Raw genomic sequence first — 26,023 nt, 5'->3', positions numbered from 1 at the left:
ACATGCGTAGTCTTTATTGTGGTGATGTGAATGAATCTCACATTGGTCAAGAAATAACTTTATGTGGTTGGGTTAACAAACGTCGTGATTTAGGCGCAGTGATCTTTTTAGATTTACGTGACCGTGAAGGCCTTGTACAGGTTGTTTATGATCCAGATTTACCTGAAGTAATTAAAAAAGCAAACACTTTACGTAATGAGTTTTGTGTACAAATAACAGGTAAAGTACGTGCTCGCCCTGAAGGCCAAGTAAATAAAGGCATGAAAACAGGTGGTATCGAAGTTCTAGGTTTAGAACTTACTATCTTAAATAAGTCAGCGCCTTTGCCATTAGACTCTAATCAAGTTAACTCTGAAGAGTTACGTCTTAAGTATCGTTATTTAGACTTACGTCGTGTTGAAATGACTGAACGTTTACGTTTCCGCGCTAAAGTGACTTCTGCAGTGCGTAGTTCATTAGAGTCACAGGGTTTCTTAGATATTGAAACGCCAATTCTAACAGCTGCTACGCCTGAAGGTGCCCGTGACTATTTAGTACCAAGTCGTACCCATAAAGGTCAATTTTTTGCATTACCACAATCACCACAATTGTTTAAACAATTGCTAATGATGTCAGGTATGGAACGTTACTATCAAATAGTTAAATGTTTCCGTGATGAAGATTTACGTGCTGATAGACAACCTGAATTCACTCAAATAGATATTGAAACCTCGTTCATGAGTAGTGATCAGGTAATGGAAGTAACGGAAAAAATGATCCGTGAACTATTTCAAACAATGTTGAATGTTGATCTAGGTGAGTTCCCGCGTATGCCTTATTCTGAAGCGATGACTCGTTTTGGTAGTGATAAGCCTGATTTACGTAACCCACTAGAGCTAGTTGATGTAGCTGATATCTTAAAAGATGTTGAGTTCAAAGTATTCTCTGGTCCTGCTAATGATGACAACGGTCGTGTTGCGGTAATTTGTGTGCCACAAGGCGCAGCTAAATTCTCACGTAAAGGCTTAGACGAATTAACTAAATTTGTTGGCATTTATGGCGCTAAAGGCATGCCTTGGTTAAAAGTAAATGATATTGATGCTGCACTTGCAACAGGTGTTGACGGTTTACAATCACCAATTTTAAAATTCTTATCAAGTGATGAAGCGATAGCATTATTAAAACGTGTTAACGCTAAAACAGGCGATATCGTTTTCTTTGGTGCAGACCAATACAATGTGGTAACTGAATCGCTTGGTGCACTTCGCCTTAAATTAGGTGAAGATCTTGAGTTACTTCAAGGTGAATGGAAACCTCTTTGGGTTGTCGATTTCCCTATGTTTGAAGAAGTAGATGGTCACATGCATGCAATTCATCATCCGTTTACTGCACCAACAAATTTAACAGCCGAGCAATTAGAAGCTAATCCTGTTGGCGCTTTATCTGATGCTTATGATATGGTTTTAAATGGTTGTGAACTTGGCGGTGGCTCTGTTCGTATTCACAATCAAGATATGCAAGCAGCTGTATTTAGAATTTTAGGCATTAGCGATGAAGAAGCAGAAGAGAAATTCGGCTTCTTGCTTGAAGCACTTCAGTATGGTGCTCCACCACATGCCGGTTTAGCGTTTGGTTTAGATCGTCTGGTAATGTTAATGACAGGTGCAAGTTCAATTCGTGACGTAATGGCTTTCCCGAAAACCAATACTGCGGCTTGTCCATTAACTAATGCGCCAGGTATAGCTAACACTGAGCAGTTAAAAGAGTTAGGTGTTGCTGTACTTCCTAATGAAAAGAAAGAAGAAGCTGCTTCACAAGACTAATTGCTACAGCAATTAAATAGTGAATAGCTAATAAAAAGCGTATTGAGGGTTTCCCATCAATACGCTTTTTTTATACACATGCCATTTTATACTGCTTGGTGTTTCTGATTTTAAGGAATTAAATGACAATTATTTTAGGTATTGATCCTGGCTCACGTTTTACCGGTTATGGCGTCATAGAGCAGGAAGGGCAAAAATTTACTTACCTTGGTAGTGGTTGTATTAAAGCACTAAGCCAAGGGGAAGACTTTGCTTCACGTTTGCAAACCATTTTTGCTGGCGTGTCTGAGCTAATTATTCAATTTAAACCTGACATGTTTGCTATAGAGCAAGTATTTATGGGAGTAAACCCTGGTGGTGCGTTAAAGCTTGGACAAGCGCGCGGCGCGGCAATTGTAGCGGCAACGAATACCGGCTTAACAATTGGTGAATACTCAGCAAGGCAAATTAAACAAGCAGTCGTGGGTACTGGCGCAGCAGATAAAAGCCAAGTACAACATATGGTGAAGAACATTTTAAAGCTACCAGGTACGCCGCAAGCTGATGCTGCAGATGCTTTAGCAGTCGCTCTTTGCCATGGCCACAGTCATAGCAGCATAGCTAAGTTAGCTGGGCAGGCCAGTAAAACGGTTAGAGGTCGTCTACGTTAACTTAGTGCCTTAAGCCATCAATAAAAGTATCCGAAATCACCGAGTGAGCCTGAAATTGTTATTTCTGGGTTGTCTTGTCGGGAATCTGATATCTTATCAAAAGCTCTCTTTACTGTATAAATATATAGTGGTAATATCTGGATCATTAATAATAGCTCTTGGTACTTGATGTGATTGGTCGTTTACGTGGCATACTTGTCGAAAAAAATTCTCCTGAAATATTAATTGAATGTGCGGGTGTTGGGTATGAAGTTACCATGCCGATGACTAGCATTTATGCCTTACCTGAACTTGAGCAACAGGCGATTATCTATACTCACTTTGTCGTACGTGAAGATGCCCAATTACTTTATGGTTTTGCCAACAAAGTAGAACGTAAGTTATTTCGTTTATTGATAAAAGTTAATGGCGTAGGTCCAAAATTAGCCTTAGCCATTTTATCTAATATGTCTGCTGATCAATTTGTTAGTTGTGTTCGTCATGATGATATTACCGCTATTGTAAAAATTCCCGGTGTCGGTAAAAAAACCGCAGAACGTTTACTTATTGAAATGCGTGATCGGTTAAAAGATTGGCAGTCGCAACCGCCTGTACAGTTGGTCAGTAATGATGGTGTAATGCCAGAGCAGCTGTCTGCAGAGCTGAGTCAAGACACTACCTTTATCAATGATAATAAAGGTGATGCTATTAATGCTTTGCTATCTCTTGGTTATAAACAAGTACAAGCAGATAAAGCGGTTAAATCCGTATATAATCGTGGCATGTCCAGTGAAGATATTATTCGCGATGCGTTAAAATCAATGTTGTAAACAGCGCAGAATAGGAAATTTAAACCATGATTGAAGCAGATCGCTTAATTGAACCCATAGCATCGGTAGAAGATGAAGGCGTCGATCGCGCTATTCGCCCTAAAATGCTGCAAGATTATACCGGTCAACAGCATGTTAAAGCACAAATGGAAATTTTTATTCCTGCCGCTAAAAACCGTGGCGAGCCATTAGATCATTTACTTATCTTTGGTCCGCCTGGTTTAGGTAAAACTACCTTAGCGAATATTGTCGCTAACGAAATGGGCGTTAATATTCGTACTACCTCTGGTCCGGTATTAGAAAAAGCAGGTGATTTAGCCGCATTGCTAACCAATTTAGAAGAAAATGATATTCTTTTTATTGATGAAATTCATCGCTTAAGTCCTGTTGTTGAAGAAATATTATACCCGGCAATGGAAGACTACCAATTAGATATCATGATTGGTGAAGGGCCTGCCGCGCGCTCTATAAAATTAGACTTACCGGCATTTACTCTTATAGGCGCGACCACAAGGGCAGGGGCATTAACTTCGCCACTGCGTGACCGTTTTGGTATTGTGCAGCGACTTGAATTTTATAATGTTACTGATTTATCAACGATTGTTAGTCGCTCAGCCCACTTTTTGAATTTGACCATAGATGAAGAGGGTGCATTTGAAGTGGCACGCCGCGCTCGTGGCACGCCTCGTATTGCTAATCGTTTATTACGAAGAGTACGTGATTATGCCGATGTGAAATCTCATGGCATCGTTAATCAGCAAACCGCTTCTGCTGCTCTAGATATGTTAGAAGTGGATAGTGAAGGCTTCGACATTATGGATAGAAAGTTATTACACGCTATAATTGATAAATTTATGGGCGGACCTGTCGGTTTAGATAATGTTGCCGCCGCAATTGGTGAAGAGCGAGAAACTATTGAAGATGTGCTTGAGCCTTTTTTAATTCAACAAGGTTTTTTGCAACGTACACCTCGCGGGCGTATCGCCACTGATAGAGCGTATCAGCACTTTGGTATCACTAAAGAAACAACTGAGTAGTTGAAAGTCTTAAACTACATAAAATGAAAAAACACTGAATACAGCAATCTACCACCGAGACTGCCCTTGCGGTGTAACTTTTATAATCATCTAATTAAAATGCCAGCATTTAGCTGGCATTTGTATTTAGAAAGTAGGGATTTAGCGGTGCGGACGAGACTTCCATGCTTTGATGGTTTGATAACGCCATAACGCTTGTATGGCAAAATAACCAAATATAGAAAAGCCAACGGCCAGCACACCACAGCCAACTAGAAAAGCTGGTCCTATGGTTGATAAGCTATCTAAAACCCATTGCCAACTCGCCTGAAAAGCAAAGTCTTGCTCAGGTACGGCTAAAATCCAAGTACCCACTAAATAACAGGCATAAAAAATAAATGGCATAGTCAGCGGATTGGTTATCCAAACTAGTGCAATAGCAAGGGGAAGATTCGCGTGTACTATAATGGCTAAACCCGCAGCTAGTACCATTTGAAATGGAACAGGAATAAAAGCAAAGAAAAGACCAACAGCAAAGGCTTTAGCGACAGAGTGACGATTCATGTGCCAAAGGTTGGCATTATGTAATAAGTTTCCAAAAATCTTCAGATACTTATTCTCTTTTACCGTTTGATGATCTGGCATCATGCGTTTAATTATTTTTTTGGGCATATACTTCTACAAGTCCCTTGATAAAAAGTTTGTGTGGTAAATTATTTTTCGTCTATGACACAGATTTACTACACTTAGTAACTTACTAGGTATAGTAATCGGTTATGTCAGCAAAATTCTAACATCAAGATTTAACCGCAAACATATAAGGATTTTATATCACTATGGATTGGTGGTTACTGACATTTTTTCTTGGTGCTATATTGTCCCTATTTTTACCGGAAGTACCAGCGGTTTTTCAGCTATTTTTACTTCTTTGTCTAGCAATTAGCTTTTATTACCATAAAAAACTACGTTATAGCGCTGGATTATGCTTTGGCGCTTTTTGGATTTTAACTCAAGCTCACCTTTATCATCAGTTACCCGAACAGTTAATTGAACAAATGCATAATAAGCAAGCAATTGTTGTTGAAGGCCAAGTACTGAGTTTACAAGTTAAAGGCAATGCACTTTTAGATAAAAAACAACCGCGAAATGCAGCAGAGAAAACACCAAAAACAACCAAGCGGTTTAATTTTATTGTTAATAAGTTAAATAAACAGCAGCTCAGCTTACCAATTGTTATCAGGTTAAGTTGGAAAAAAGCCAGTTTTGAGCTATCTCAAGGTCAAAGGCTTACTCTTAACGTTAAACTCAAACCAGCCCATGGTTTAGCTAATCTTGGCGGCTTTAATTATCTCAGTTGGCTTAAGGCACATAATATCTCCGCGACTGGCTATGTCATTAATCCTAGAAAGAGCAAAAATAAAAATAATAAAAGTACAATAAAGTCGGTAGAATTTGCCTTGCAAGACCAAAAAATAATCAGTAAAAATAAATTACTCCGAAGTGAAGCCAGCATAAGACAAAAGTTGTTTGAGCAATATCAATACCTAACACCAAACAATAAGTTAACTCCTGTGTTATTAGCGTTAGTGTTTGGCGATCGTAGTTTGCTTAAACCCGAGCACTGGCAAGTACTGCAAGCAACAGGTACTGGTCACCTTATCGCAATATCAGGCTTACACGTAGGCCTACTCGCCGCTAGCGCCTATTTTATAACAATGTTGTTTTTTCAATACCTACCTTTGAGTAACCCTCACTGGCAGTGCCTTAATAGTCGTTATATTGCTATTATCGTTAGTGTGTTATTAGCGACGTTATACGCTTACTTAGCCGGTTTTTCGTTACCAACACAGCGAGCGTTGGTGATGTTAAATTTATATTGGTTTAGTCGTATCGTTGGCATAAAACTGTCGGCTAAAAGGTTAATGTTGGTAACGATATTTATTCTGTTGATATTTAGCCCGTTTAGTTTATTAACGGCAAGCTTTTGGTTATCTTTTTATGCGGTAGCTATAATTTTTGTAACCTTGTGGCGTTTTAACGCTTGGCTGAATAAGGGCTCGTCACTTTGGCGATTTTTTAAAAGCCTTTTTATTATTCAAATCACACTGACAGTGATGCTAATGCCTATTAGCGCAATATTTTTCCAACAGCTGTCGCTGGTTAGTTTAGTGGCAAATATAGTTGCCGTACCATGGATGAGCCTATTTAGTATACCAATAGCCCTTATTTCAATGCTATTTATGCCATTAAATGAGCAACTATCACAATGGTTTATGATGCTATCTTTGCAATCATTAACTTGGCTTTGGTTTTACCTTGAATTACTTAGCGAGCGAACTTACGCGATTGTTTCACTGTCATTAATACAGCAAAACTTGATTGTTATTTTTGGCGCTTTAGCTTTTTATATTCTTTACCTTGCACCTGGGTTTGGCTCTAATAATACTAAAAAAATTGTTTTTACCTTACTTGCCAGTGTAATAGCTTTAGGTTTTACTTATAATATTCCTCTGAGCCAGTATTTTCTGGCACCGTCTAAATCTCTTGGTAAAAATGAAGAGTTAAAACAGCTTTTTGATTTTGATAAAAAGCATACATTTAGCCCTTGGCAAGCCATTTTCTTTGATGTAGGGCAGGGCTTGTCAGTACTCGTTAAACGTAACAATCACGCTATGCTTTATGATACGGGTGCTGCATATCCTAGTGGTTTTACCATGAGTGAGGCAGTTATATTACCTTACTTGCAATACCTAGGAATAAATGAACTTGATAAAGTGATTCTGAGTCACAGTGATAATGATCATGCTGGCGGCATACAAAAATTGGCTAATAACTTAGTGATAGCTGAAGTCATCAGCAATGATGACAGCATTGTCAATATTATCGATAAAAATACATTACTAACTGCTTGTAATACAAATTATAGTTTTTCTTGGCAAGGACTAACATTTGAGACCTTATGGCCATTAGCTCCTATTGATCTTGAAGTGTTAGCTAATAAAGGTAAACAAAAAAATGATGATTCTTGTGTTATTTTAATTACCGATTCAAAAGGTAAGCGATTACTGTTAACGGGTGATATTTCCGCTAAAGTAGAGCAGCAATTATTAATACGTTATCCTGAACTTGTCATCGATGTATTACAAGTGCCTCATCATGGCTCTAAAACTTCATCGAGCCAGGCATTTCTTCGTCAATTATCACCTAAAATTGCACTGGTCAGTGCTGGTTTTTTAAATCGCTGGTACATGCCGGTAACAACTGTCAGGCAACGTTATGCTAAGGCCAACATAACATTGTTAAATAGTGCTGAGTTGGGACAAGTTATTATCACTTTTGATGAAGGTGGTATAAGCAAAAAAAATTATGTAGAAGACTTGCGACCATTTTGGTTTAGTCACTAATGTAGTTAGTCCAAGTTAGTGGGCTATTGTACTTAACCCATGTCTTTAGCACTAGTCTATAAAGAGCTCTTTATCTGGCCATACTGCTGCTTACAACTTTGTTGTTGTTCTGTTTGTAGTTTTTGTTGGTTGTCGCATCAATTCACGGTAAAATACTACTTTCATTAATGAAAGCTGATAAACGTAACTATTACTGATGTTTTATCAATTTCTCTAAGCCAATTTAAATACTCGAGTAATCATAACAAATGGCATCATCTTCAGAAAAATCAGCGGTAATCTCTTCCTCTGATTCAAGCCAAGCAACGGCGTGGCAAAACTTTAAGCGCCTTGTTAGCTACGCGAAACCCTATAAGTTAGGTTTTATTGCCGCGATAATAGGCATGCTCGGTTATGCCTCAATAGATGTTTATTTTTTATCGAAACTACAGCCTTTGATCGATGATGGTCTTGCTGGTGAAAATGATAACTTTATGAAATGGGCTCCTTTATTTATTGTCTGCGCTTTTATTGTGCGCGGAATAGCTCATTTTATTGCTAATTACTGTCTTGCTTGGGTGGGCAATAATGTTGTTTCTGATTTAAGGCAAAAACTATTTGAACACATTATGGCTATGCCGGTGGCTTTTCATGATCAGCAATCAACGGGCGCGCTTATCTCTAAAATAACGTTTGATACCGAGCAAGTATTGAATTCTGTTAGTAAATCTATCTTAACAATTGTTCAGCAAAGCGCCTTTGTACTTGGTTTATTGGGCTTGATGTTTTATATGAGCTGGCAATTATCATTAATATTCTTACTTATTACCCCTGCTATTGCTGTTATTGTTAGTGTGGTCTCTAAGCGCTTTCGTAAAGTCAGTAAAAATATTCAAGGGGCAATGGGGGAAGTTACCACCGCGGCGGAGCAAACCTTTAATGCTCATAAAGTTGTATTAACCTTTGGTGGACAACAGCGAGAATTTTCCCGTTTTGCCAAAATCAATAAACATAACCGTCAACAACGGATGAAAATGATGGCGACTAAATCAGCCAGTGTGCCTATCATTCAGGTGATTGCTTCTTTTGCTTTAGCCTTTGTTTTTTATGCTATAACTTCTGACACTTTAAGTGAAAGTATAACTCCTGGTACCTTTACTAGTGTTATAGCTTATATGACCATGCTGCTTAGACCGTTAAAAATGCTGACTAATGTTAATGCTGAATTTCAGCAGGGTATGGCGGCTTGTGTCAGTATATTTTCGATTCTCGATCATGAAAAAGAAAAGGATACCGGTGAGCAGTCATTAGATAAAGCCTCTGGTACTTTGTCTTTTAATCATGTTGATTTTTCCTATGACGCTATCGATACAGAAGAAGATAGTGATGGTAAACAGCAGAGTAAACTTGCTTTAAGTGATCTATGTTTTGAGTTGTCTCCAGGTGAAACCCTAGCTTTAGTAGGTCGTTCTGGCAGTGGTAAATCAACCGCTAGCTCATTATTATTACGCTTCTACGATACCTCTAGTGGCGAAATATTAATTGATGATACTAATATAGAGCAGTTTAAATTAAAGGATTTACGTAAACAGTTTTCTTATGTTTCTCAACAAGTTGTGCTTTTTAATGATACTTTGGCCAATAACATCGCCTACGGTAAACCTGAGGCAACTGAAACTGAAATTATTGCCGCAGCAAAGAGTGCTCATGTAATGGAGTTCGCTGAGCAGATGAGCCATGGCCTTGAAACCAATATAGGTGAAAATGGTGCTTTACTCTCCGGTGGACAAAGGCAACGTGTTGCTATCGCTCGCGCTTTATTATGCGATACACCATTTTTAATTTTAGATGAAGCGACCAGTGCTTTAGATACAGAATCTGAACGTCATATCCAAGATGCACTACAAACATTACAACAAAATCGCACCTCCATTGTTATTGCTCATCGTTTATCGACCATTGAAAATGCCGATAAAATTATTGTTATGGACCAGGGTAAGATTGTGGAGCAAGGTAACCACAAAAGTTTGCTGGCAAAACAGGGGGCTTATGCACAATTGCATAGCTTTCAGTTTGAGTAAGGTAAGCTTGTTATGCGCTTAATCGAAAAGGTGTGGTTTAATAGCCACCCAGCCAAGTGTTTATTAGTACCACTTTTATTACCTCTGTCACTGTTATTTTGGTTAATCAGTTCACTAAGGCGCCTCAGTTATAAATTAGGTGTCGCCAAATCGGGGCTATTAAGCAAACCTGTTATCGTTGTTGGCAATATAGGTGTTGGCGGTAATGGTAAAACTCCTGTTGTTATTTACCTTATTGAGTTGACCCGCTCTTTGGGATTAACACCTGGAGTTATTTCTCGTGGTTATGGCGGTCAGGCACCACACTACCCTTATTTAGTCGATTCAAACTCAACCGCTGTAGAGGCGGGTGATGAACCAATACTTATTCAACAACGCTGTCAGGTACCTGTTGCTGTTGGCAGTGATCGCATTGCTAGCGCCGAGTTACTGATAAAACATGGTTGCGATATTATTATCAGCGATGATGGTTTGCAGCATTATCGTTTACAGCGCCAAGTAGAATTGATTATTGTTGACGGTAAACGTTTATTTGGTAATGGTTTATTATTACCTGCTGGCCCGCTTCGAGAAGGACAGTGGCGTTTAGCTACAGGTGACTTAGTCATTTATAATGGTAAAGTTTCAGATAGCACTAATCACTCTTTTCAATCTATAGATATGACACTAGCTCCGACAGAACTTTGTAATTTACAAACAGGAGATCGTATTGCCTTATTTGATTTTATTGAGTCTCATGCCTGTGTAAATGCTATTGCCGGTATTGGCGCACCACAACGATTTTTTGATACCTTAACAAACTATAACTTTGTAATAGAGAAGCAACAAAGTTTTGTTGACCATCATAGTTTTACCCTTGCTGACTTCAAAAAATTTGATGATAATATGCCGTTATTAATGACAGAAAAAGATGCGGTGAAGTGCCGAGACTTTTGTAAGTCTAATTGGTGGTACTTACCTGTTGATGCAACGTTTAGTCAAACAGACCAACAAGTACTACAAGATAAAATTAAAGCCGCAATTTAACGTGGCGTTCATAAATAAAAATGAGAAATGATTATGGCTTTTGATACAAAATTAATGGAAATCCTTGCCTGCCCAGTATGTAAGGGGAAGTTAGATTACGATAAAACAGCGAAAGAGCTTATTTGTCATTTTGATCGTCTAGCTTATCGTATTGAAAAAGATATTCCAGTGTTACTTGAAGGTGAAGCGCGTGAAATCACAACAAGCCAGTCAACTGAGCAAGGTAGCTAGTTATGTCTGTCAGCGATACCCAGGTGAAAAACCAAGCTGTAAATAAGATGGCAACTGAAGCGTCTGACTTCATTGTTGTCATTCCAGCAAGATATCAATCATCGCGTTTACCCGGTAAAGTTTTGGCCGATATCAATGGCAAGCCGATGATCCAATGGGTTGTTGAAAAGGCGCAACTAAGTGGTGCGCGCAAAGTTATTGTTGCGACTGACAATGATGAAGTTGCCGCCGTGGTTAATAGCTTTGGCGCTGAAGTTTGTAAAACTCGGGCTGATCATCAATCGGGTACAGAGCGTCTCGCTGAAGTCATGAAGCAATATCAATTTAGTGATGATGAAATTATAGTTAATGTGCAAGGTGATGAGCCTTTTATTCCCCCTGAGAATATTGCTCAAGTGGCTAATAATTTAGCTAATCAGCAACAAAGCCGAAATAAAGCCCGTATGTCGACCTTGGCTATTAATATCAGCTCTGTTGATGAAGCATTTAACCCTAATGCCGTTAAAGTTATACTTGATAAAGATGGTTATGCTTTGTATTTTTCTCGTGCGACTATCCCGTATGATCGAGAACGATTTTTAACGGCTAAGGCGAGTACAGAAGAAAACATTAAGGCTATTGGTGATTTCTATTTAAGACATGTAGGTATTTATGCGTATCGTGCCGGTTTTATTAAAGATTATGTTAATTGGCCAACGAGTGAACTAGAGCAAGTTGAGGCCCTTGAACAATTAAGAGTTTTATATCAAGGCGAGAGAATTCATGTTGCGGTAGCTAATAGCCATGTGCCTGTTGAGGGGGTTGATACCCCAGATGATTTAGCCAAAGCTAGGGCGTATGCCGCTAGTTTAAGTTAATACTTTATAAGTAAACACTAGCGAGAAAGTGACTTCAAGTTCAAGACTGTCATTCCCGAAGTATCTTGTCAGGAATCTATTACTGATTACTGTGCCAATACTGGATCTTCGACTAGACACTTCGAAGATGACAAATTTTATGTTTAGGTTAAGTCATTCTAAATCAAATTAATTTAACGATGTTAGTGGATACCGAGAAAGCTCCCAGGGCGAGTACCTAATAAAAAGAAAAGGCTTGCATGCAGCGTTATTTTTGATAAGGACGCTACAGGGATCTAGCTTCTTAGAGAATACAGGAGCTTATTCTCCTGAATAACCATTCTCTGCATCAATGCCTTGCCTCTAAGCCTTTTAAATTCTCGCTGAGCGGGAAAGAACTTAATCAACTTGGTATGATTGTTTGGTTAACTCATCGCGAGTGTTTTGTAAAAAGTTAGCACTAAAATCAACCAAACTGTGTACTGAGCTTGGTAGTTGCTCAATATCGATAGCATCAATCAAGTTTTTCACTTCTAAACCTAATTCGGTATCACCCTCCATTTTCAAACGACGTTGAAAAAATAAGGTGTCTGGGTCTTGTTTACGACCCGCAATCAAAATTAAATCATCACCATTTGCGCTAAAGCTGACATCTTCAGCGATATTGTCATCAGGTGCAGCCATAATTAATTGGTCCTGATCAAAGCTTAACCACCAATCTAACTCTAGGTCGATAATAGATATCTTCAGCCATTTTCCTTGCAAAAATTCGAAATAGCCATCTTCTATTGCTTCATTATAAATAGAATGTAATGCAGGGATTAGCAGAGACTTTTGTGCGCTAAACGGCACAAAACGTAAACTTGGACGTAATATTTTGGGCATCAGTTTGATTAGGTTATTCTTAAAGCTTGAAGGTAACTTTTGCTCAATCCGTGACAATGAAGAGGTTATATTTTTCGTTGTGGCTAATAGCGTTGGGATTTTGAGCATGATTAATTACTCTGATACTGCTTGATGAATGCAGAACATTATAACAAGGCATCAAAATATATTAATATTGCAGATCAAGTTTTCTTTAATATACATCAATAAATTAGATTGGTTAACAGCATACACTGCTGTCAAATAATATTACAAAAATGTTCAGGAGTGGTTATGGAACTACTTTGTCCTGCTGGTAATTTACCAGCACTGAAAACAGCCATAGATAATGGCGCCGATGCGGTTTATATAGGTTTAAAAGATGATACCAATGCACGACACTTTGCCGGGCTTAATTTTAATGATGGCAAATTGGCAAAAGCTGCCGATTATGTACATCAGCGAAGTAAAAAATTGCATATTGCCATCAATACTTTTGCCCATGCAGGTGCTGAACAGCGGTGGAACAAAGCGGTTGATAACGCAGTTGCTATAGGTACGGATGCCTTAATTATTGCTGACTTAGGTGTGCTAGATTACGCCGCAACAAAATACCCAGATGTTGAACGTCATGTTTCCGTACAGGCTTCAACGACTAATATTGAAGCGATAAAGTTCTTTAAAAACAATTTTGATGTATCTCGGGTGGTATTACCAAGAGTATTGTCGGTGCAACAAGTTCGTCAGCTAGCTAAGAGCAGCCCAGTACCTTTAGAGGTTTTTGCTTTTGGTAGCTTATGTATAATGGCAGAAGGGCGTTGTTACTTATCATCTTATATGACCGGCGAATCTCCTAATACAGTGGGTGCCTGTTCACCTGCTAAATATGTACGCTGGCAAGAAACTGATAAAGGTCTAGAGTCGCGCTTAAATGGAGTGCTCATTGACCGTTATCAAAAAGATGAAAATGCTGGTTACCCAACCCTTTGTAAAGGTCGCTTTGAAGTCGAGAATAACGTTTATCATGCCCTTGAAGAGCCAACAAGCCTTAATACCTTAGGGCTAATACCTGAACTGATTAAAATGGGCATAGTGTCGGTTAAAATTGAAGGTCGCCAACGTAGTCCTGCCTACGTTGAGCAAGTGACGAAAACTTGGCGAATGGCACTTGATAGATACCAACAGCAGCCTAATAACTTTGCTGTTGAAGGAGCTTGGATGAATACACTTGCCAATTTATCTGAAGGCTCACAAACCACACTGGGTGCTTATCATCGCAAGTGGCAATAATTGTCAATTACCTTGCCGTTGTATCGTGCAATTTATTTCTCATCAGTACTCACAAATTCTTCGGGAGATAATTTGAACACCCGAAGGATGGCCTGCAAGGCGAAGTACAGGATGTACGGAGTAATGACTAACGTCAACTCCGTGCTTTTTCCTTTAAATTGAAAGATACAACTTAAAGGTGAATAACGATAATACTGATGATAGTCATGAAGTTAGAAAATTTAGGAAACATTATGAAATTCTCTTTAGGGCCAAGTATGTTTTTCTGGCCAAAAAATGAAGTGACAGACTTCTATCAACATGCGAAAGACTCAAGCGCTGATATTATTTACTTAGGTGAAACCGTATGTTCCAAAAGACGCGAACTTAGAGCCAAAGATTGGCTTAGTTTGGCGCAAGAAGTCGCCCAAGACACCAATAAACAAGTAGTTGTTTCAACAATGACTTTGTTAGAATCACCAGCTGAAATTAAGGTATTAAAACGTTTATGTGATAACGGTGAGTTTCTGGTGGAAGCTAATGATTTAAGTGCTGTGCAAATAATGCATGAGTTAAAAATGCCTTTTGTCGCCGGACCAGCTATTAATTGCTACAACTTATCTACCCTTAAATTTTTACTCAAACAAGGCATGAGCCGTTGGTTAATGCCGGTAGAGCTGAGTGGTGATTGGCTCAAAATAATTTTGCAGCAGGCCATTGATGCCGGTATTCGCCAGAAATTTGAATGTGAAGTCTTTTCTTGGGGATATCTGCCGTTAGCCTATTCTGCCCGTTGCTTTACTGCTCGCTCTGAAGACAAGGCAAAAGATGATTGTGAATACAGCTGTATTAAATATCCACAAGGTCGCCAGATGAATAGTCGTGAAGGTGAACAAGTTTTTGTGCTTAATGGTATTCAAACTATGTCGGGTTACCAGTATAATCTTATTAATGAAATGCCAGCCCTTGATGAAATGGGAGTTGATATTGCCCGAATTAGTGCCGATAGCACCACAGCCTTTATTCAGCTTGATAACTTTAGAGCGCAACTCCTTAACCCTTTGAGAAAAGAGCTTGATGGCGTTGCTGAATGTAATGGCTTTTGGCATAAAATTGCCGGCATGTCCGTGGCTTAATACGATTATTAGCGATAGCTAACGCAACTTGAGAAGAATGAGAGCACTATGTATACCCTAAACTTGAAGCAAATGACCCAGCAAGAATTCCTCGATGAATATTGGCAGAAAAAACCGGTAGTAATTCGCCAAGGTTTTAAAGACTTTGTCGATCCAATTGCTGCTGATGAATTAGCAGGTCTTGCTATGGAAGAACAAATAGAGTCGCGGTTGGTTCATAAAACAGATGGCCAATGGCAAGCGGCGTTCGGCCCATTTGAAAGCTATGAACACTTAGGCACGCAAGACTGGTCGCTTGTGGTGCAAGCCCTTGATAACTTCTCTGAAGAAGCAGCAGAAATCATTGAAGCATTTCGCTTTCTTCCTCATTGGCGCTTAGATGATTTAATGGCAAGTTTTGCTATGCCTGGCGGTAGCGTCGGTCCTCATATGGATAACTATGATACCTTTATTTGCCAAGGCTCAGGTAAGCGTCATTGGCGCGTTGGCGATAACGGTCAGCACATAGAGTTTGCTGCGCATGAGGCGTTACTACATGTCGAGCCATTTGAGGCTATCATTGATGTAGAACTCGAAACTGGTGATATCTTGTATATTCCCCCAGGGTTTCCCCATGAAGGTATTTCCCTTGATACCTCAATGAGCTTTTCGGTTGGTTTTCGCGCTAATTCAGCGGTAAGCGTACTTAGCGCTTTTGCTGATCATTTAATCGATAATGAAAAAGGCAATAAGTTATTAACGGATGCTAATAGACAGGTTGTTAGCCACAGCGGTGAAGTGACTAATGAGGATTACGCCAGTATTAAAAACCAAATTCAGCGCTTACTTGATGATGAGGCGAGCTTTAAAACCTTTACCGGTCAGTTTTTAACGGCGGCAAAACATGATCTTGATACTTTATTGCCTGATGAACCGTTTGAGCTAACTGAAGTCAGTAACTTGCTAAACAGTCATGCGATTAAACGTTTAGGTGGTTTACGAGCCTTCTATTTTGAAGATACCATTGAACAAGGTCTGTGTTATATCAATGGCACGGAGTTGGCTTTTTCAAACGATATCGCTAATGGGGTAAAATTACTTTGTGACAAAGTGATGTTAAAACCTGACGATCTTAGCGCGTGGAGCCATAATGCCGCCTTTGTTGAATTAGCAACTGAGCTATTAAATCAAGGTTATTGGTATTTAGCTGAAGCCGAGTAACTAATAGTAACTAATAGCAACTAAGCTAGCTTGCTTATTCGGCCTAGTTAACTATCACTGCGGTTATTGTTGCTAAAAGTGAGCATCGACATAGTCACTTTTAGCGCTTTATTGTATACGAATAATACTTTACAGTTATTGGTCATAGTAAAGTTAAAGGTGATTTTTCTTGTTTGATTAAAACAAAATGAGATTAGTTATTGCTTGTTGATTAACAATGCGGATAATGACGCTTTTCTTCTTTCTTAAAATAATCTCACTGGTATTATGCGCCTAGATAAATTCATTTGTAAAAGTACAGAGCTGACCCGAACCGAAGCCAAGAAGGTACTAAAAAGCGGGGAAGTGCGGGTTAATGGTGAAGTAGCTAAAAATGCTGCTATGCAAGTTCATGAAAATAATACTATAACCATTGATGGCCAAGTGCTTATCGCGCGTGGCTCACGCTATTATATTTTACATAAAGTCGTTGATAGCATTTGCTCAAATATTGATGAAGTGTATCCCTCGGTCCTTAACTTCATTGAAGTCGACAAAGCCTTTGACCTACATATTGCCGGACGGTTAGATGCTGATACCACAGGTTTAGTGCTTATTACTGATGATGGTCGTTGGTCGCATAATGTCATATCACCTAAAAAGCAGTGTCAGAAAACTTATCGGGTATGGCTACGTAATGAAATTAACGATGAAAAATTGGCAGACTTAGTTACTAAATTTGAACACGGTCTTCAGCTTCAAGGTGAAGATTCACTCACTAGGCCGGCAATATTAATGCGGGTAGAAAAAGAAGACCTGGTTGATGAAATGTCATACAGAAGCGAAGTATTATTAACGATTACCGAAGGTAAATATCATCAAGTAAAACGTATGTTTGCGGCGGTAGGAAATAGGGTAGTGGCATTACACAGAGAACAGATAGGGCGCATAACGCTTGGTGATTTAGCGCCAGGTGAGTGGCGAGCATTAACTGCTGTGGAAATCGCTCAATTTTTATAGTTGAATATAGCTACAGATATTGATCTTTATTCTTGTGAAAATGTAATGAGTAAAGTTTGTTACTTTACTCATTAGCAAAACAATAATTCATTACTATTTTTTATTTAACGCATTAAACTTAGCCATCTGCTCTTCGGTAGCAGGTAATTGATGTTTCTCTTTCCATTCACTGTAAGGCATACCATACACTTGTTCACGCGCGGTATCGATATCCACGTCAACAGCTAATTTTTCAGCTTCCTGCACTGTCCATTTGCTAAAACAATTACGGCAGAAGCCTGCTAGATTCATTAACTCAATATTTTGCACGTCTTTACGTGAGTCTAAGTGTGCAAGTAAACGGCGAAATACTGCCGCTTGAATTTCTATTTCTTTATCCATGTTATTAACCTTCTTACAGTAATGTATGTTTTGGCTTATACCTCGCTATTATCACGGCTATAGGTATCTATTTTTTCGATTGACTAACGGCCTCATCGGCGGGTTTAGTGGGATCAAAACGTCTGATTTGTACAACCATGCCTATATATGGATGATCAAAATAATGAATCTCACCAGTGATCACTCGTCGATTTTGTTTAAAGGATATCACCTGATTTTTATTTAACGACATCTCAGTGCTAGTTTTATCTTTAGTTAATCGCGATGATTTATTCGTTGGCTCGACCATGTTTAACTCAGTATTGATATAAAGATAATGATCTAAATGTACCTTGAAAAGCCCATCTATCGACCAAGGCTGTAGTGGCGCTTTGATGACAGCTTGTTTCTCGGCTGAGTTATTCATAGTTAATAGCGTTTCTTGAACGTTAATATCCGCGGATAGCTGGGCAACAATTTTTTTAATTTCTTCTTGGTTATATTTTAACTCATTAGTGTCATTAGCACTTGTATTAGTATCACTTACCTTAGTATCGTTACTTTCAGCTTTATCAAAGAGGGCGAACTGCTGGAAAATACTTTCAAGCTGTCGCTGTTTGGCTTGCAGGCGTAGCTGCTCAATTATTGGTAGTTCAGTTGTGGATAATTCACTGCTTACTTGTGTATTTTTAATAGCCAAACCAGAGGATGCATGCTGACTATTGGTTTCCATGGCATCATCTATAGCTGCATTTTCGGCGACTGGAGAGGCTTGATTAATCACTACCCCAGTTTGGCTGATAAGCGCTTCTGCTTGTTGCCTTTGTGCTAAAATAGCCTGTATTTCAAGAGCCTGCTGCTCAGCGTCTTGTTTGGTTAGTGCCTGTTTATACTTTAGTGCTAAGTTATCTCCGGCATATAATTGCATCGCTTTAGCTTTTCTTCTCGTTTCGCCAATTTGTCGCCAACCTAAATGTAATACTGGTGAATAATTACGTGAGCGTTTAATGCGATTAGCGATAGACTTTAAGCGTAATGAATTTTGGCTAATTAAATAAGGCTGTTCACTTGCCCACGTTATATCACCATTTTCATCGGCGCTCCATTGCTCAATGCCATTGACTCGATTTGCTAATTTATCGACAGCAAAGCCATCAATATTGAACTGTGCAAGTTGTTGAGCTGTTAAGTGTTGCTGGAAAAAATCAGCCGGAATGACACACAATGCGGCTTGTTTTTTACTGGGGTATTGGTCATACACAGGCAGTTCAATATCGGCATATTGCACCTGATAACTTGGTTGTGTGAGGCCTTGCTCAGATAAATCTGTATCTGTTGCTAATTCAGTGACAGATAAATTCGCTGACGAGCTAGCTATTTCGTGGCTGTCGTTATCTGTCTTAACTGCTTGAATATCATTAATTTCACTTTCTTCAATATTACCTTCATCAACACTAATATAAGTATTAATATCAGTTATTTCCTCTGGCCACAGGCTGTAGACAGCATAAGAAATATCATAAATTGGTTTCAACTCGGGTTGCTGACAGTTGGGCAGTAATTGTTTTAATGAGCTTATATCAGGTTGCAAGTAAGGCGTTAATAAATCAAAAGCACGGCGCTTTTTAGCACTCAGTTCTCTTGAGGCAAATTGCTCGGAATTCTCTGATTTTTTTGAAAGATGTTTGAAAAGGATAATTTCAATTTCAAACCAACGGGCTGGCTCTTCTGTTGGCGTACTAGTGCTATGCGCAGCAATAGAATGGTGACTTGTTAATAAGCATAATGAAGTTAATGCAGAGGTAATAAAAAAAGGGTATTTCATTAAAAGTCCATGTTTTAAGGCAATATGATATCTGTTATAAATTGTCTTTTAAGCCAATGTTTTGTATTTCAGCAGGTAATAATACTGACTTGAGCAAAGAACGTTTAGCTAAAACGCCACTTGCTCAAGTTTACCATCATAAGTATTTATTTGGCTAAGTCATTTAATATATTCGCAATTAAGGTAAAACGTTTTTGCGTATCGTCATTGGCTTTAACAAATTTCAACTTACTGGCGCCAGCCATACTGTATACCGCGGGATTTTTTTGAATTAAGCCAATAATTAACATAGGGTCAACACTGGTATTATTACTAAACTCGATTGAGCCACCCGTGGCACTTGCCTCAATGCGAGATATACCAATGGTTTGCGCTTTAAGGCGAAGTTTGGCTATCTGAACTAAATTTTTGCTCTGTTGTGGTAATAAACCGAATCTATCGATTAATTCTACTTGTATATCATCGAGTTCCCTTTTGTTTTTACAACTAGCAATGCGTTTATACAAACTTAATCGAAGGCTTACGTCAAAAATATAATCATCGGGAAGTAATGCTGGTATGCGTAGTTCTATTTCAGTTTGCGCTGACATTACTTGATCTAATGAAAGTTGCTTACCGTCTTTAAGTGCGGCAACGGCTTGATCAAGCATTTCCATATACAAACTAAAACCAACCTGGCTCATTGAGCCACTTTGATCTTCCCCGAGTAACTCACCCGCGCCACGAATTTCTAGATCATGGGTTGCTAAGGTAAAACCAGCGCCTAAATCTTCAAGAGAGGCAATCGCTTCTAAACGTTTTTTAGCATCTTTAGTAATACGCTTTTCATGAGGCGTTAACAAATACGCATACGCTTGATGATGTGAGCGACCAACACGGCCACGCAGTTGATGTAATTGCGCTAAACCAAGATGGTCAGCTCTGTCCATAATGATCGTATTGGCGCTGGGTACATCGATACCTGTTTCAATAATAGTGGTACAAACAATTACGTTAAATCGTTGATGATAAAAGTCGCTCATGATGCGTTCAAGCTCACGTTCACGCATTTGTCCATGAGCAGTAACCACTCTCGCTTCAGGCACTAAAGCTTGAATGTCAGCAGCGGTTTTATCAATGGTATCGACATGGTTATGTAAGAAGTACACCTGACCACCACGTAGGGTTTCACGCAAAACAGCTTCTCTTATTAAAGCTTCATCATACTCACGGACAAAAGTTTTTACCGCAAGGCGTTTGGCTGGTGGTGTAGCAATAATAGATAAATCACGCATACCGCCCATGGCCATATTTAGGGTACGAGGAATAGGGGTTGCCGTTAGTGTTAAAATATCAACGTTACTGCGTAGCTGCTTAATCTTTTCTTTTTGTTTAACACCAAATCGATGTTCTTCATCAACAACAAGTAGACCTAAATCTTTATACTTTATACTATTTTGCAGTAGTTTATGGGTGCCGATAAGGATATCTATTTGGCCTGATTCAACTCTGGCGATAACCTCTTTTTGCTCTTTAGCTGTTTTAAAGCGTGATAAAACCTCAGTTACCACCGGCCAGTTGGCAAATCTGTCTCTAAAGTTTTCATAATGTTGTTGGGCTAATAATGTTGTTGGAACAAGTATGGCGACTTGCTTACCATCGTTTACGGCGACAAAAGCGGCCCGCATAGCCACTTCGGTTTTACCAAAACCAACATCACCACAAACAAGCCTATCCATGGTCTTAGGTGACATCATATCGCTAACTACGGCATTAATCGTTTGTTTTTGGTCGAAGGTTTCTTCGAAGCCAAAGCTATCACTAAAAGCTTGGTAGTCTTGCTTATCTCTTTTGAAACTATAACCGTGATTACTGGCGCGTTTGGCGTAAATATCGAGTAATTCGGCAGCGACATCACGGACTTTTTCCGCCGCTTTTTGCTTAGCTTTACTCCAAGTATCATTGCCTAACTTATGTAACGGAGCATGATCACTATCCGCGCCTGAATAGCGACCAATTAAGTGTAAAGAACTTACCGGAACATAAAGTTTGGCATCATTAGCATAACTAAGCACGAGAAATTCGGTGACTATACCACTGTTTTCAATGGTTTGAAGACCTAAATATCGACCAATTCCATGCTCAATATGAACAACGGGTTGACCTATGGTTAGCTCTGCAAGGTTTTTAAATAAGGCATCGGCTTGTAAGTCTTGTGCTTTTGTACGTCGACGAGCTTGTGATACGTGATCGCCTAGTAATTCTGCTTCAGTAACCAAGGCAATAGCATTTTTGCTACTTACTCCTTTTGCTTGAAAGGCAAAACCTTGGGTTAAGCTATTTACCGTGATACCAATAGTGTCCGTTGCGTTGATAAAATCATCGATACTGTTAAATTGAGCCGGTTTGATATTGTCACGTTCAAGTAGCTCAAGCACACTTTCACGACGACCTTGGCTCTGGGCAATAAACAGTACTTTGCTTGGCGTGTCTTTACTGCCAATAAATTGATTTATTAATTCAAAAGGCTGTTTTAACTTATGATTAATCGTTAAATCGGGCAGGGGTTTAACATCAAAGTGTATTTCACTGCTTTTACTTTTAGTTTCAACGCTCTTTATCTCGTCATTAGCTTCGTTCTCACTTTCAGTCTTGCTTGTAGCTACTAAGGCTGGTTTGGCGATAGTGATACGATCAAAAGGTTTGAGCGCGCTGTAAAGTTGAGCTTCAGTTAAAAATAATTGCTCAGGAGGCAATAAAGGGCGAGTAGGGTCGTAACGCCTGTTTTCATAACGATAATCAATATCAAGCCAGTACTGAGTTAAAGAGTGCTCAATATCCCCACTAATAACAACGAGCGTATTTTCAGTTAAATAGTCACAAAGCGTATTGCTTAACGTGCTAATTTCTTTATTGAGGTTTTGTTTATTATCAAAGAAAAGGGGTAGGTAATATTCAATACCAGGCGGCAAAATACCATTACTGACTTGATGATAAACAGACTCTTTATGAATATTGCCGGTAAACTGTTCACGAAATTGACTACGAAATAAATTGATTCCTGCTTCATCAATGGGAAATTCGTGCGCAGGCAGTAAGTTTATTGCTTCAATCTTTTCTTTTGAACGTTGGCTTTCGGGATCAAAAAGTCTGATTTCGTCAATTTCATCATCAAAGAAATCTAAACGAAAGGGTTTGTTACTACCCATAGGAAAAAGATCTAAAATAGCACCACGTGCTGAAAATTCGCCATGCTCTAATACTTGGTCAACATTACGATAACCACTCGCTTCTAGCGCTTGTCGCATTTCATGTAAATCTTTTTTATCACCTTTTTTTATTATTAAACTGTTTGCTTCAATGTACTGTTTTGGCGCTAGTTTCTGTACTAGCGTGGTTACCGGCACAATGATAATACCAGACTCCATACGAGATAATTGGTACAAGGTAGATAGACGCTGAGAAATAATGTCTTGATGAGGAGAAAAATTATCATAAGGTAGCGTTTCCCAATCGGGAAATAAGCAAATGCTGACTTTATTCAGCTTATCATTTTTGGCTAAACTGAGTAACTCTTGTTCAATTTTTAGTGCCTGAGGTGTATTACTAGTTATCAGTAGTATAGGAGTTAGTGCCGTTTTTGCCGCTTGATATAAGGCAAAACTACTACTGCTACCATGTAAATTATGCCAGCTTTTTTTATCGGGGTTTTTACCACGGCGCTTTGCCAATACTGGGGTTAATAGGTTAGTTGCTTTGCTCATGATTTCCTTACACTAATAACTGGCGATATTCATTACCGCAAATTTAATACCGCTATTCTAATTAAGCGTTGGCTAAAGCGCTAGTAGATAAATGTTTTAGTTGTATTTATTGCCAACATTAATAGCGGTTTTTCATTTTTCTATGAATCATTACTAAATTGTTTAAGCTATAAAACTACTGTATGATAATGCGAATCATTATCAATAGGGTTTTATTGTGAGTTTTAACTACTTCACTATTCAAACAACTGCGATTAACAGTATTCGACATAAGGTACGTTATGCCGAAGATGAGGATAATCCACAATTACTTTCATTTTGGTTGATGGCAGAGCAAACATTGCTTACTGGTAGCGATATCAATATTGATGAGGATGCGAGATGGCAAATGTACCAAGGTCAATTTCGGTTACTGCTTGATGTTATTTGCGATAACTTAATACCAGAGCATTGGCGTCAACTCTGTTTAGATAACATTTATAGGCCATTAACGGATTTAAACCGTATTAGCCAATGTGAGATAAGCAAAAAACGTTTACGGCATTTATGGCTAGAATTGAATATTACTAGCCAATACTTTCACTGCTAACACGGGAATATATCATTTTTCTAAGGATTATTTTATGAATACACGTATTGAAAAAGACAGTATGGGTGAATTATCTGTACCTGCAGAGGCTTTTTACGCTGCACAAACACAAAGAGCAATTAATAACTTTCCCATCAGTGGTCAAACAATGCCAGAGGAGTTTATTCGGGCATTGTTAATGGTCAAAGCATCAGCGGCTGCGGCTAATATTAAGTTGGGTTTGATTTCAAAAGAACTTGGCCAAGCCATCATTGCCTCGGTGCATGACCTACTTAATTCAGTTAACTTATTGCAGCACTTTCCCGTGGATGTTTATCAAACGGGCTCTGGTACTAGTTCGAATATGAATGCTAATGAAGTTATTGCTCATTTAGCCAGTCTAAAGTTAGCAGAGCCAGTGAGTGCCAATGATCATGTTAACTGTGGGCAAAGCAGTAATGATGTTATTCCAACTACGATTCATACCAGCGCAGCCATTGCTGTAAAGCGTGACTTATTACCCGCTTTAGAAGGGTTAAAACAAACCATTGAGGTAAAAGCACAAGATCTTGATAGTTATGTTAAAACTGGCCGTACTCACCTAATGGATGCCATGCCAGTACGCTTTAGTCAGAGCTTAATGAGTTGGGCTAGTCAAATTGAGCAGAATATCGATTTATTGCGCACTATCCAACCGAAGTTACAATCACTGGCACAAGGTGGTACTGCCGTGGGTACTGGCATTAATGCCCATGTCGATTTTGCTGATGAATTTGCTCGCCAACTCAGCTCAACCACAGGCATAACCTTTAAGGCGGGTGATAACTTCTTTTCTTTGATTGGCACTCAAGATACCGCTGTCGCTTTATCTGGTCAGCTAAAAACGCTGGCTGTATCTATTATGAAAATTGCTAATGATTTACGCTGGATGAACTCTGGCCCGTTAGCCGGTTTGGGTGAAATCGAACTAGAGGCATTACAACCAGGCTCGTCCATTATGCCGGGTAAGGTTAACCCTGTCATTCCAGAGGCTGCCGCTATGGTTGCTGCGCAAGTGATAGGAAATGATGCAGCTATTACCATTGGTGGTCAATCGGGTAACTTTGAATTGAACGTTATGCTACCTATGGTGGCGTTTAATTTACTGAATAGCATTAAGTTACTCAGTAATGTCAGCGAGTTGTTGGCAGATAAAGCCATTGCCAGCTTTACTGTACGAGTCGACAATATAAATACCGCTTTAGCGCGTAACCCCATTTTAGTAACCGCGCTTAATCCGCGAATTGGTTATGCTAAGGCCGCTGAAATAGCAAAATTAGCATATAAAGAAAACCGTCCTATTATTGAGGTTGCCCAAGAAAACACCGAGCTTTCTCGCACCGAATTAGAACAGTTACTGGACCCGACTAAACTAACTTATGGTGGTTTATAAGTTAACCAGCAGTTGCGGATAAATGAAAGAGAGCGCTTCAGCGCTCTTTTTTATAGGAGCACTAAAACTGAGGACAATCAGTTAATATAGACCGTGATGTTGAGGGCTTATTCGGCTGAAAACATGTCAGTAAAATATTGTAATTTAAGTTATCACCGGGGTGGTTTTGTTGTATTATTTTGTCAGGAAAGCAACTGATTTAATAATAAGAATTGATAAAATAGGGATTTTAAATGTTAAAAAACACCATGATTAAGACAATAAGTAATAGTAAAAATAACACTATAAAACTAAGCCTACTAACGTGTTTATGGTTAGCCGTTTCGGCGTGTCAAACGCCAGGCGTTTTGGTGAGTGCTGAGCCAGCGCAATACCCTGAATATATTACTCGTGGTGATATATTACCTATTAATACCATTACCACCATTGATGGTGTGGAAATGAATCTACACCGTAGCGATAAGAAAAAATTAGTGGTGCTTTTTGCGACTTGGTGTTCGGACTCTAATCGTTTAATTACAGCATTAAATAACTCGCCATTACTTAAAGATGAAAACATTGATATCATCGCCATTGCCAGAGAAGAAGACACAGCCACTGTTAAAGCGTGGCGAGATAAACGTGGTATTAAAGTTGCGCTGGCTGTTGATGAAGACCGCAGCATTTATAAAAAATTTGCTGCCGGCGGAATCCCTCGAATTATTAGTGTTGATGAAGACAATGTTGTCATTAAAATGAATTTAGCTGAAGGGCAAGAGCAACTCAGCAATATCATTTGGCAGTAATCGCTCAG

General features: G+C 39.0%; 21 protein-coding genes. 16 read left to right on the top strand and 5 right to left on the bottom strand.

Annotation, left to right across the window (positions count from 1 at the left end; all coding sequences use genetic code 11):
• Positions 1 to 2 precede the first annotated feature (2 nt).
• From aspS to ruvB, 4 genes are all read left to right on the top strand, one after another.
• Positions 3 to 1,802 (top strand): aspartate--tRNA ligase, encoded by a 1,800-nt coding sequence (gene aspS / locus GAB14E_RS05145; protein ID WP_033083667.1) that lies wholly within the window; start codon positions 3 to 5, stop codon positions 1,800 to 1,802.
• Between the two features lie 122 nt (positions 1,803 to 1,924).
• Positions 1,925 to 2,452: a crossover junction endodeoxyribonuclease RuvC gene (gene ruvC / locus GAB14E_RS05150; protein ID WP_033083666.1), complete on the top strand. Its 528-nt coding sequence runs from the start codon at positions 1,925 to 1,927 to the stop codon at positions 2,450 to 2,452.
• A gap of 170 nt (positions 2,453 to 2,622) precedes the next feature.
• Positions 2,623 to 3,261, top strand: coding sequence for a Holliday junction branch migration protein RuvA (gene ruvA / locus GAB14E_RS05155; RefSeq protein WP_033083665.1), 639 nt, complete (start codon positions 2,623 to 2,625; stop codon positions 3,259 to 3,261).
• Positions 3,262 to 3,287: 26 nt separating this feature from the next.
• Complete coding sequence (ruvB, locus tag GAB14E_RS05160) at positions 3,288 to 4,298, top strand: Holliday junction branch migration DNA helicase RuvB (protein WP_033083664.1); 1,011 nt, start codon at positions 3,288 to 3,290, stop codon at positions 4,296 to 4,298.
• 141 nt (positions 4,299 to 4,439) lie between these two features.
• Here the strand turns inward: ruvB and GAB14E_RS05165 are convergent, their stop codons facing one another.
• On the bottom strand, positions 4,440 to 4,949 hold the full coding sequence (locus GAB14E_RS05165; protein ID WP_033083663.1) for a DUF2062 domain-containing protein: 510 nt from the start codon (positions 4,947 to 4,949) through the stop codon (positions 4,440 to 4,442).
• A 164-nt stretch (positions 4,950 to 5,113) separates the two neighbouring features.
• Between GAB14E_RS05165 and GAB14E_RS05170 the strand changes: the two genes are divergently transcribed.
• The 5 genes from GAB14E_RS05170 to kdsB all read left to right on the top strand — a co-directional run bounded on the left by GAB14E_RS05170 (position 5,114) and on the right by kdsB (position 11,855).
• Positions 5,114 to 7,681, top strand: coding sequence for a DNA internalization-related competence protein ComEC/Rec2 (locus GAB14E_RS05170; protein WP_033083662.1), 2,568 nt, complete (start codon positions 5,114 to 5,116; stop codon positions 7,679 to 7,681).
• Between the two features lie 248 nt (positions 7,682 to 7,929).
• Positions 7,930 to 9,741 carry a lipid A export permease/ATP-binding protein MsbA gene (msbA, locus tag GAB14E_RS05175; RefSeq protein WP_033083661.1) on the top strand — a complete coding sequence of 604 codons (1,812 nt, stop codon included), beginning with the start codon at positions 7,930 to 7,932 and terminating at the stop codon, positions 9,739 to 9,741.
• Positions 9,742 to 9,753: 12 nt separating this feature from the next.
• The gene (gene lpxK / locus GAB14E_RS05180; protein WP_033083660.1) at positions 9,754 to 10,767 is read left to right on the top strand and encodes a tetraacyldisaccharide 4'-kinase; all 1,014 of its coding nucleotides are present in this window, start codon (positions 9,754 to 9,756) and stop codon (positions 10,765 to 10,767) included.
• A 33-nt stretch (positions 10,768 to 10,800) separates the two neighbouring features.
• Entirely contained in the window at positions 10,801 to 10,998 is a 198-nt protein-coding gene (locus GAB14E_RS05185; protein ID WP_033083659.1) for a Trm112 family protein, read from the top strand.
• A gap of 47 nt (positions 10,999 to 11,045) precedes the next feature.
• Positions 11,046 to 11,855: a 3-deoxy-manno-octulosonate cytidylyltransferase gene (gene kdsB, locus GAB14E_RS05190; RefSeq protein WP_033083739.1), complete on the top strand. Its 810-nt coding sequence runs from the start codon at positions 11,046 to 11,048 to the stop codon at positions 11,853 to 11,855.
• Positions 11,856 to 12,233: 378 nt separating this feature from the next.
• On the opposite strand, the gene ubiT is transcribed toward kdsB, so the two are convergent.
• The gene (gene ubiT, locus GAB14E_RS05195) at positions 12,234 to 12,827 is read right to left on the bottom strand and encodes a ubiquinone anaerobic biosynthesis accessory factor UbiT (RefSeq protein ID WP_231562086.1); all 594 of its coding nucleotides are present in this window, start codon (positions 12,825 to 12,827) and stop codon (positions 12,234 to 12,236) included.
• A gap of 165 nt (positions 12,828 to 12,992) precedes the next feature.
• On the opposite strand from ubiT, the gene ubiU reads away from it, so the two are divergent.
• From ubiU to GAB14E_RS05215, 4 genes are all read left to right on the top strand, one after another.
• Complete coding sequence (gene ubiU / locus GAB14E_RS05200; RefSeq protein WP_033083658.1) at positions 12,993 to 13,988, top strand: ubiquinone anaerobic biosynthesis protein UbiU; 996 nt, start codon at positions 12,993 to 12,995, stop codon at positions 13,986 to 13,988.
• 233 nt (positions 13,989 to 14,221) lie between these two features.
• Positions 14,222 to 15,103 (top strand): U32 family peptidase, encoded by an 882-nt coding sequence (locus GAB14E_RS05205; RefSeq protein ID WP_033083657.1) that lies wholly within the window; start codon positions 14,222 to 14,224, stop codon positions 15,101 to 15,103.
• Positions 15,104 to 15,151: 48 nt separating this feature from the next.
• Entirely contained in the window at positions 15,152 to 16,303 is a 1,152-nt protein-coding gene (locus GAB14E_RS05210; RefSeq protein ID WP_033083656.1) for a cupin domain-containing protein, read from the top strand.
• A 267-nt stretch (positions 16,304 to 16,570) separates the two neighbouring features.
• Positions 16,571 to 17,302 (top strand): pseudouridine synthase, encoded by a 732-nt coding sequence (locus tag GAB14E_RS05215; RefSeq protein WP_033083655.1) that lies wholly within the window; start codon positions 16,571 to 16,573, stop codon positions 17,300 to 17,302.
• A 93-nt stretch (positions 17,303 to 17,395) separates the two neighbouring features.
• Here GAB14E_RS05215 and GAB14E_RS05220 read toward each other — a convergent pair whose 3' ends face one another.
• The 3 genes from GAB14E_RS05220 to mfd form a co-directional block, all read right to left on the bottom strand.
• Positions 17,396 to 17,683, bottom strand: a complete 288-nt coding sequence (locus GAB14E_RS05220; protein WP_033083654.1) for a DUF1244 domain-containing protein — start codon at positions 17,681 to 17,683, stop codon at positions 17,396 to 17,398.
• Positions 17,684 to 17,750: 67 nt separating this feature from the next.
• Positions 17,751 to 19,487 (bottom strand): CsiV family protein, encoded by a 1,737-nt coding sequence (locus GAB14E_RS05225; RefSeq protein ID WP_033083653.1) that lies wholly within the window; start codon positions 19,485 to 19,487, stop codon positions 17,751 to 17,753.
• A gap of 146 nt (positions 19,488 to 19,633) precedes the next feature.
• Positions 19,634 to 23,230, bottom strand: coding sequence for a transcription-repair coupling factor (gene mfd, locus GAB14E_RS05230; RefSeq protein WP_033083652.1), 3,597 nt, complete (start codon positions 23,228 to 23,230; stop codon positions 19,634 to 19,636).
• 217 nt (positions 23,231 to 23,447) lie between these two features.
• Between mfd and GAB14E_RS05235 the strand changes: the two genes are divergently transcribed.
• The 3 genes from GAB14E_RS05235 (at position 23,448) to GAB14E_RS05245 (ending at position 26,015) form a co-directional block, all read left to right on the top strand.
• Positions 23,448 to 23,819: a hypothetical protein gene (locus tag GAB14E_RS05235; protein ID WP_033083651.1), complete on the top strand. Its 372-nt coding sequence runs from the start codon at positions 23,448 to 23,450 to the stop codon at positions 23,817 to 23,819.
• A gap of 34 nt (positions 23,820 to 23,853) precedes the next feature.
• On the top strand, positions 23,854 to 25,230 hold the full coding sequence (locus GAB14E_RS05240) for a class II fumarate hydratase (RefSeq protein WP_033083650.1): 1,377 nt from the start codon (positions 23,854 to 23,856) through the stop codon (positions 25,228 to 25,230).
• 233 nt (positions 25,231 to 25,463) lie between these two features.
• Complete coding sequence (locus GAB14E_RS05245; RefSeq protein ID WP_231562085.1) at positions 25,464 to 26,015, top strand: TlpA family protein disulfide reductase; 552 nt, start codon at positions 25,464 to 25,466, stop codon at positions 26,013 to 26,015.
• Positions 26,016 to 26,023 lie beyond the last annotated feature (8 nt).

The organism is Colwellia psychrerythraea (genome assembly GCF_000764185.1).
GTDB classification, from domain to species: domain Bacteria; phylum Pseudomonadota; class Gammaproteobacteria; order Enterobacterales; family Alteromonadaceae; genus Colwellia; species Colwellia psychrerythraea_B.
This window is presented reverse-complemented; position numbering and strand designations above follow the sequence as displayed.

What these genes read in the sequence shown, in the direction of transcription:
- aspS (WP_033083667.1), top strand. Translation starts at nt 3, where the DNA reads ATGCGTAGTCTTTATTGTGGTGATGTGAATGAATCTCACATTGGTCAA.
- ruvC (WP_033083666.1), top strand. Translation starts at nt 1,925, where the DNA reads ATGACAATTATTTTAGGTATTGATCCTGGCTCACGTTTTACCGGTTAT.
- ruvB (WP_033083664.1), top strand. Translation starts at nt 3,288, where the DNA reads ATGATTGAAGCAGATCGCTTAATTGAACCCATAGCATCGGTAGAAGAT.
- GAB14E_RS05165 (WP_033083663.1), bottom strand. Translation starts at nt 4,949, where the DNA reads ATGCCCAAAAAAATAATTAAACGCATGATGCCAGATCATCAAACGGTA.
- GAB14E_RS05170 (WP_033083662.1), top strand. Translation starts at nt 5,114, where the DNA reads ATGGATTGGTGGTTACTGACATTTTTTCTTGGTGCTATATTGTCCCTA.
- msbA (WP_033083661.1), top strand. Translation starts at nt 7,930, where the DNA reads ATGGCATCATCTTCAGAAAAATCAGCGGTAATCTCTTCCTCTGATTCA.
- lpxK (WP_033083660.1), top strand. Translation starts at nt 9,754, where the DNA reads ATGCGCTTAATCGAAAAGGTGTGGTTTAATAGCCACCCAGCCAAGTGT.
- GAB14E_RS05185 (WP_033083659.1), top strand. Translation starts at nt 10,801, where the DNA reads ATGGCTTTTGATACAAAATTAATGGAAATCCTTGCCTGCCCAGTATGT.
- kdsB (WP_033083739.1), top strand. Translation starts at nt 11,046, where the DNA reads ATGGCAACTGAAGCGTCTGACTTCATTGTTGTCATTCCAGCAAGATAT.
- ubiT (WP_231562086.1), bottom strand. Translation starts at nt 12,827, where the DNA reads ATGCTCAAAATCCCAACGCTATTAGCCACAACGAAAAATATAACCTCT.
- ubiU (WP_033083658.1), top strand. Translation starts at nt 12,993, where the DNA reads ATGGAACTACTTTGTCCTGCTGGTAATTTACCAGCACTGAAAACAGCC.
- GAB14E_RS05205 (WP_033083657.1), top strand. Translation starts at nt 14,222, where the DNA reads ATGAAATTCTCTTTAGGGCCAAGTATGTTTTTCTGGCCAAAAAATGAA.
- GAB14E_RS05210 (WP_033083656.1), top strand. Translation starts at nt 15,152, where the DNA reads ATGTATACCCTAAACTTGAAGCAAATGACCCAGCAAGAATTCCTCGAT.
- GAB14E_RS05215 (WP_033083655.1), top strand. Translation starts at nt 16,571, where the DNA reads ATGCGCCTAGATAAATTCATTTGTAAAAGTACAGAGCTGACCCGAACC.
- GAB14E_RS05220 (WP_033083654.1), bottom strand. Translation starts at nt 17,683, where the DNA reads ATGGATAAAGAAATAGAAATTCAAGCGGCAGTATTTCGCCGTTTACTT.
- GAB14E_RS05225 (WP_033083653.1), bottom strand. Translation starts at nt 19,487, where the DNA reads ATGAAATACCCTTTTTTTATTACCTCTGCATTAACTTCATTATGCTTA.
- mfd (WP_033083652.1), bottom strand. Translation starts at nt 23,230, where the DNA reads ATGAGCAAAGCAACTAACCTATTAACCCCAGTATTGGCAAAGCGCCGT.
- GAB14E_RS05240 (WP_033083650.1), top strand. Translation starts at nt 23,854, where the DNA reads ATGAATACACGTATTGAAAAAGACAGTATGGGTGAATTATCTGTACCT.
- GAB14E_RS05245 (WP_231562085.1), top strand. Translation starts at nt 25,464, where the DNA reads ATGTTAAAAAACACCATGATTAAGACAATAAGTAATAGTAAAAATAAC.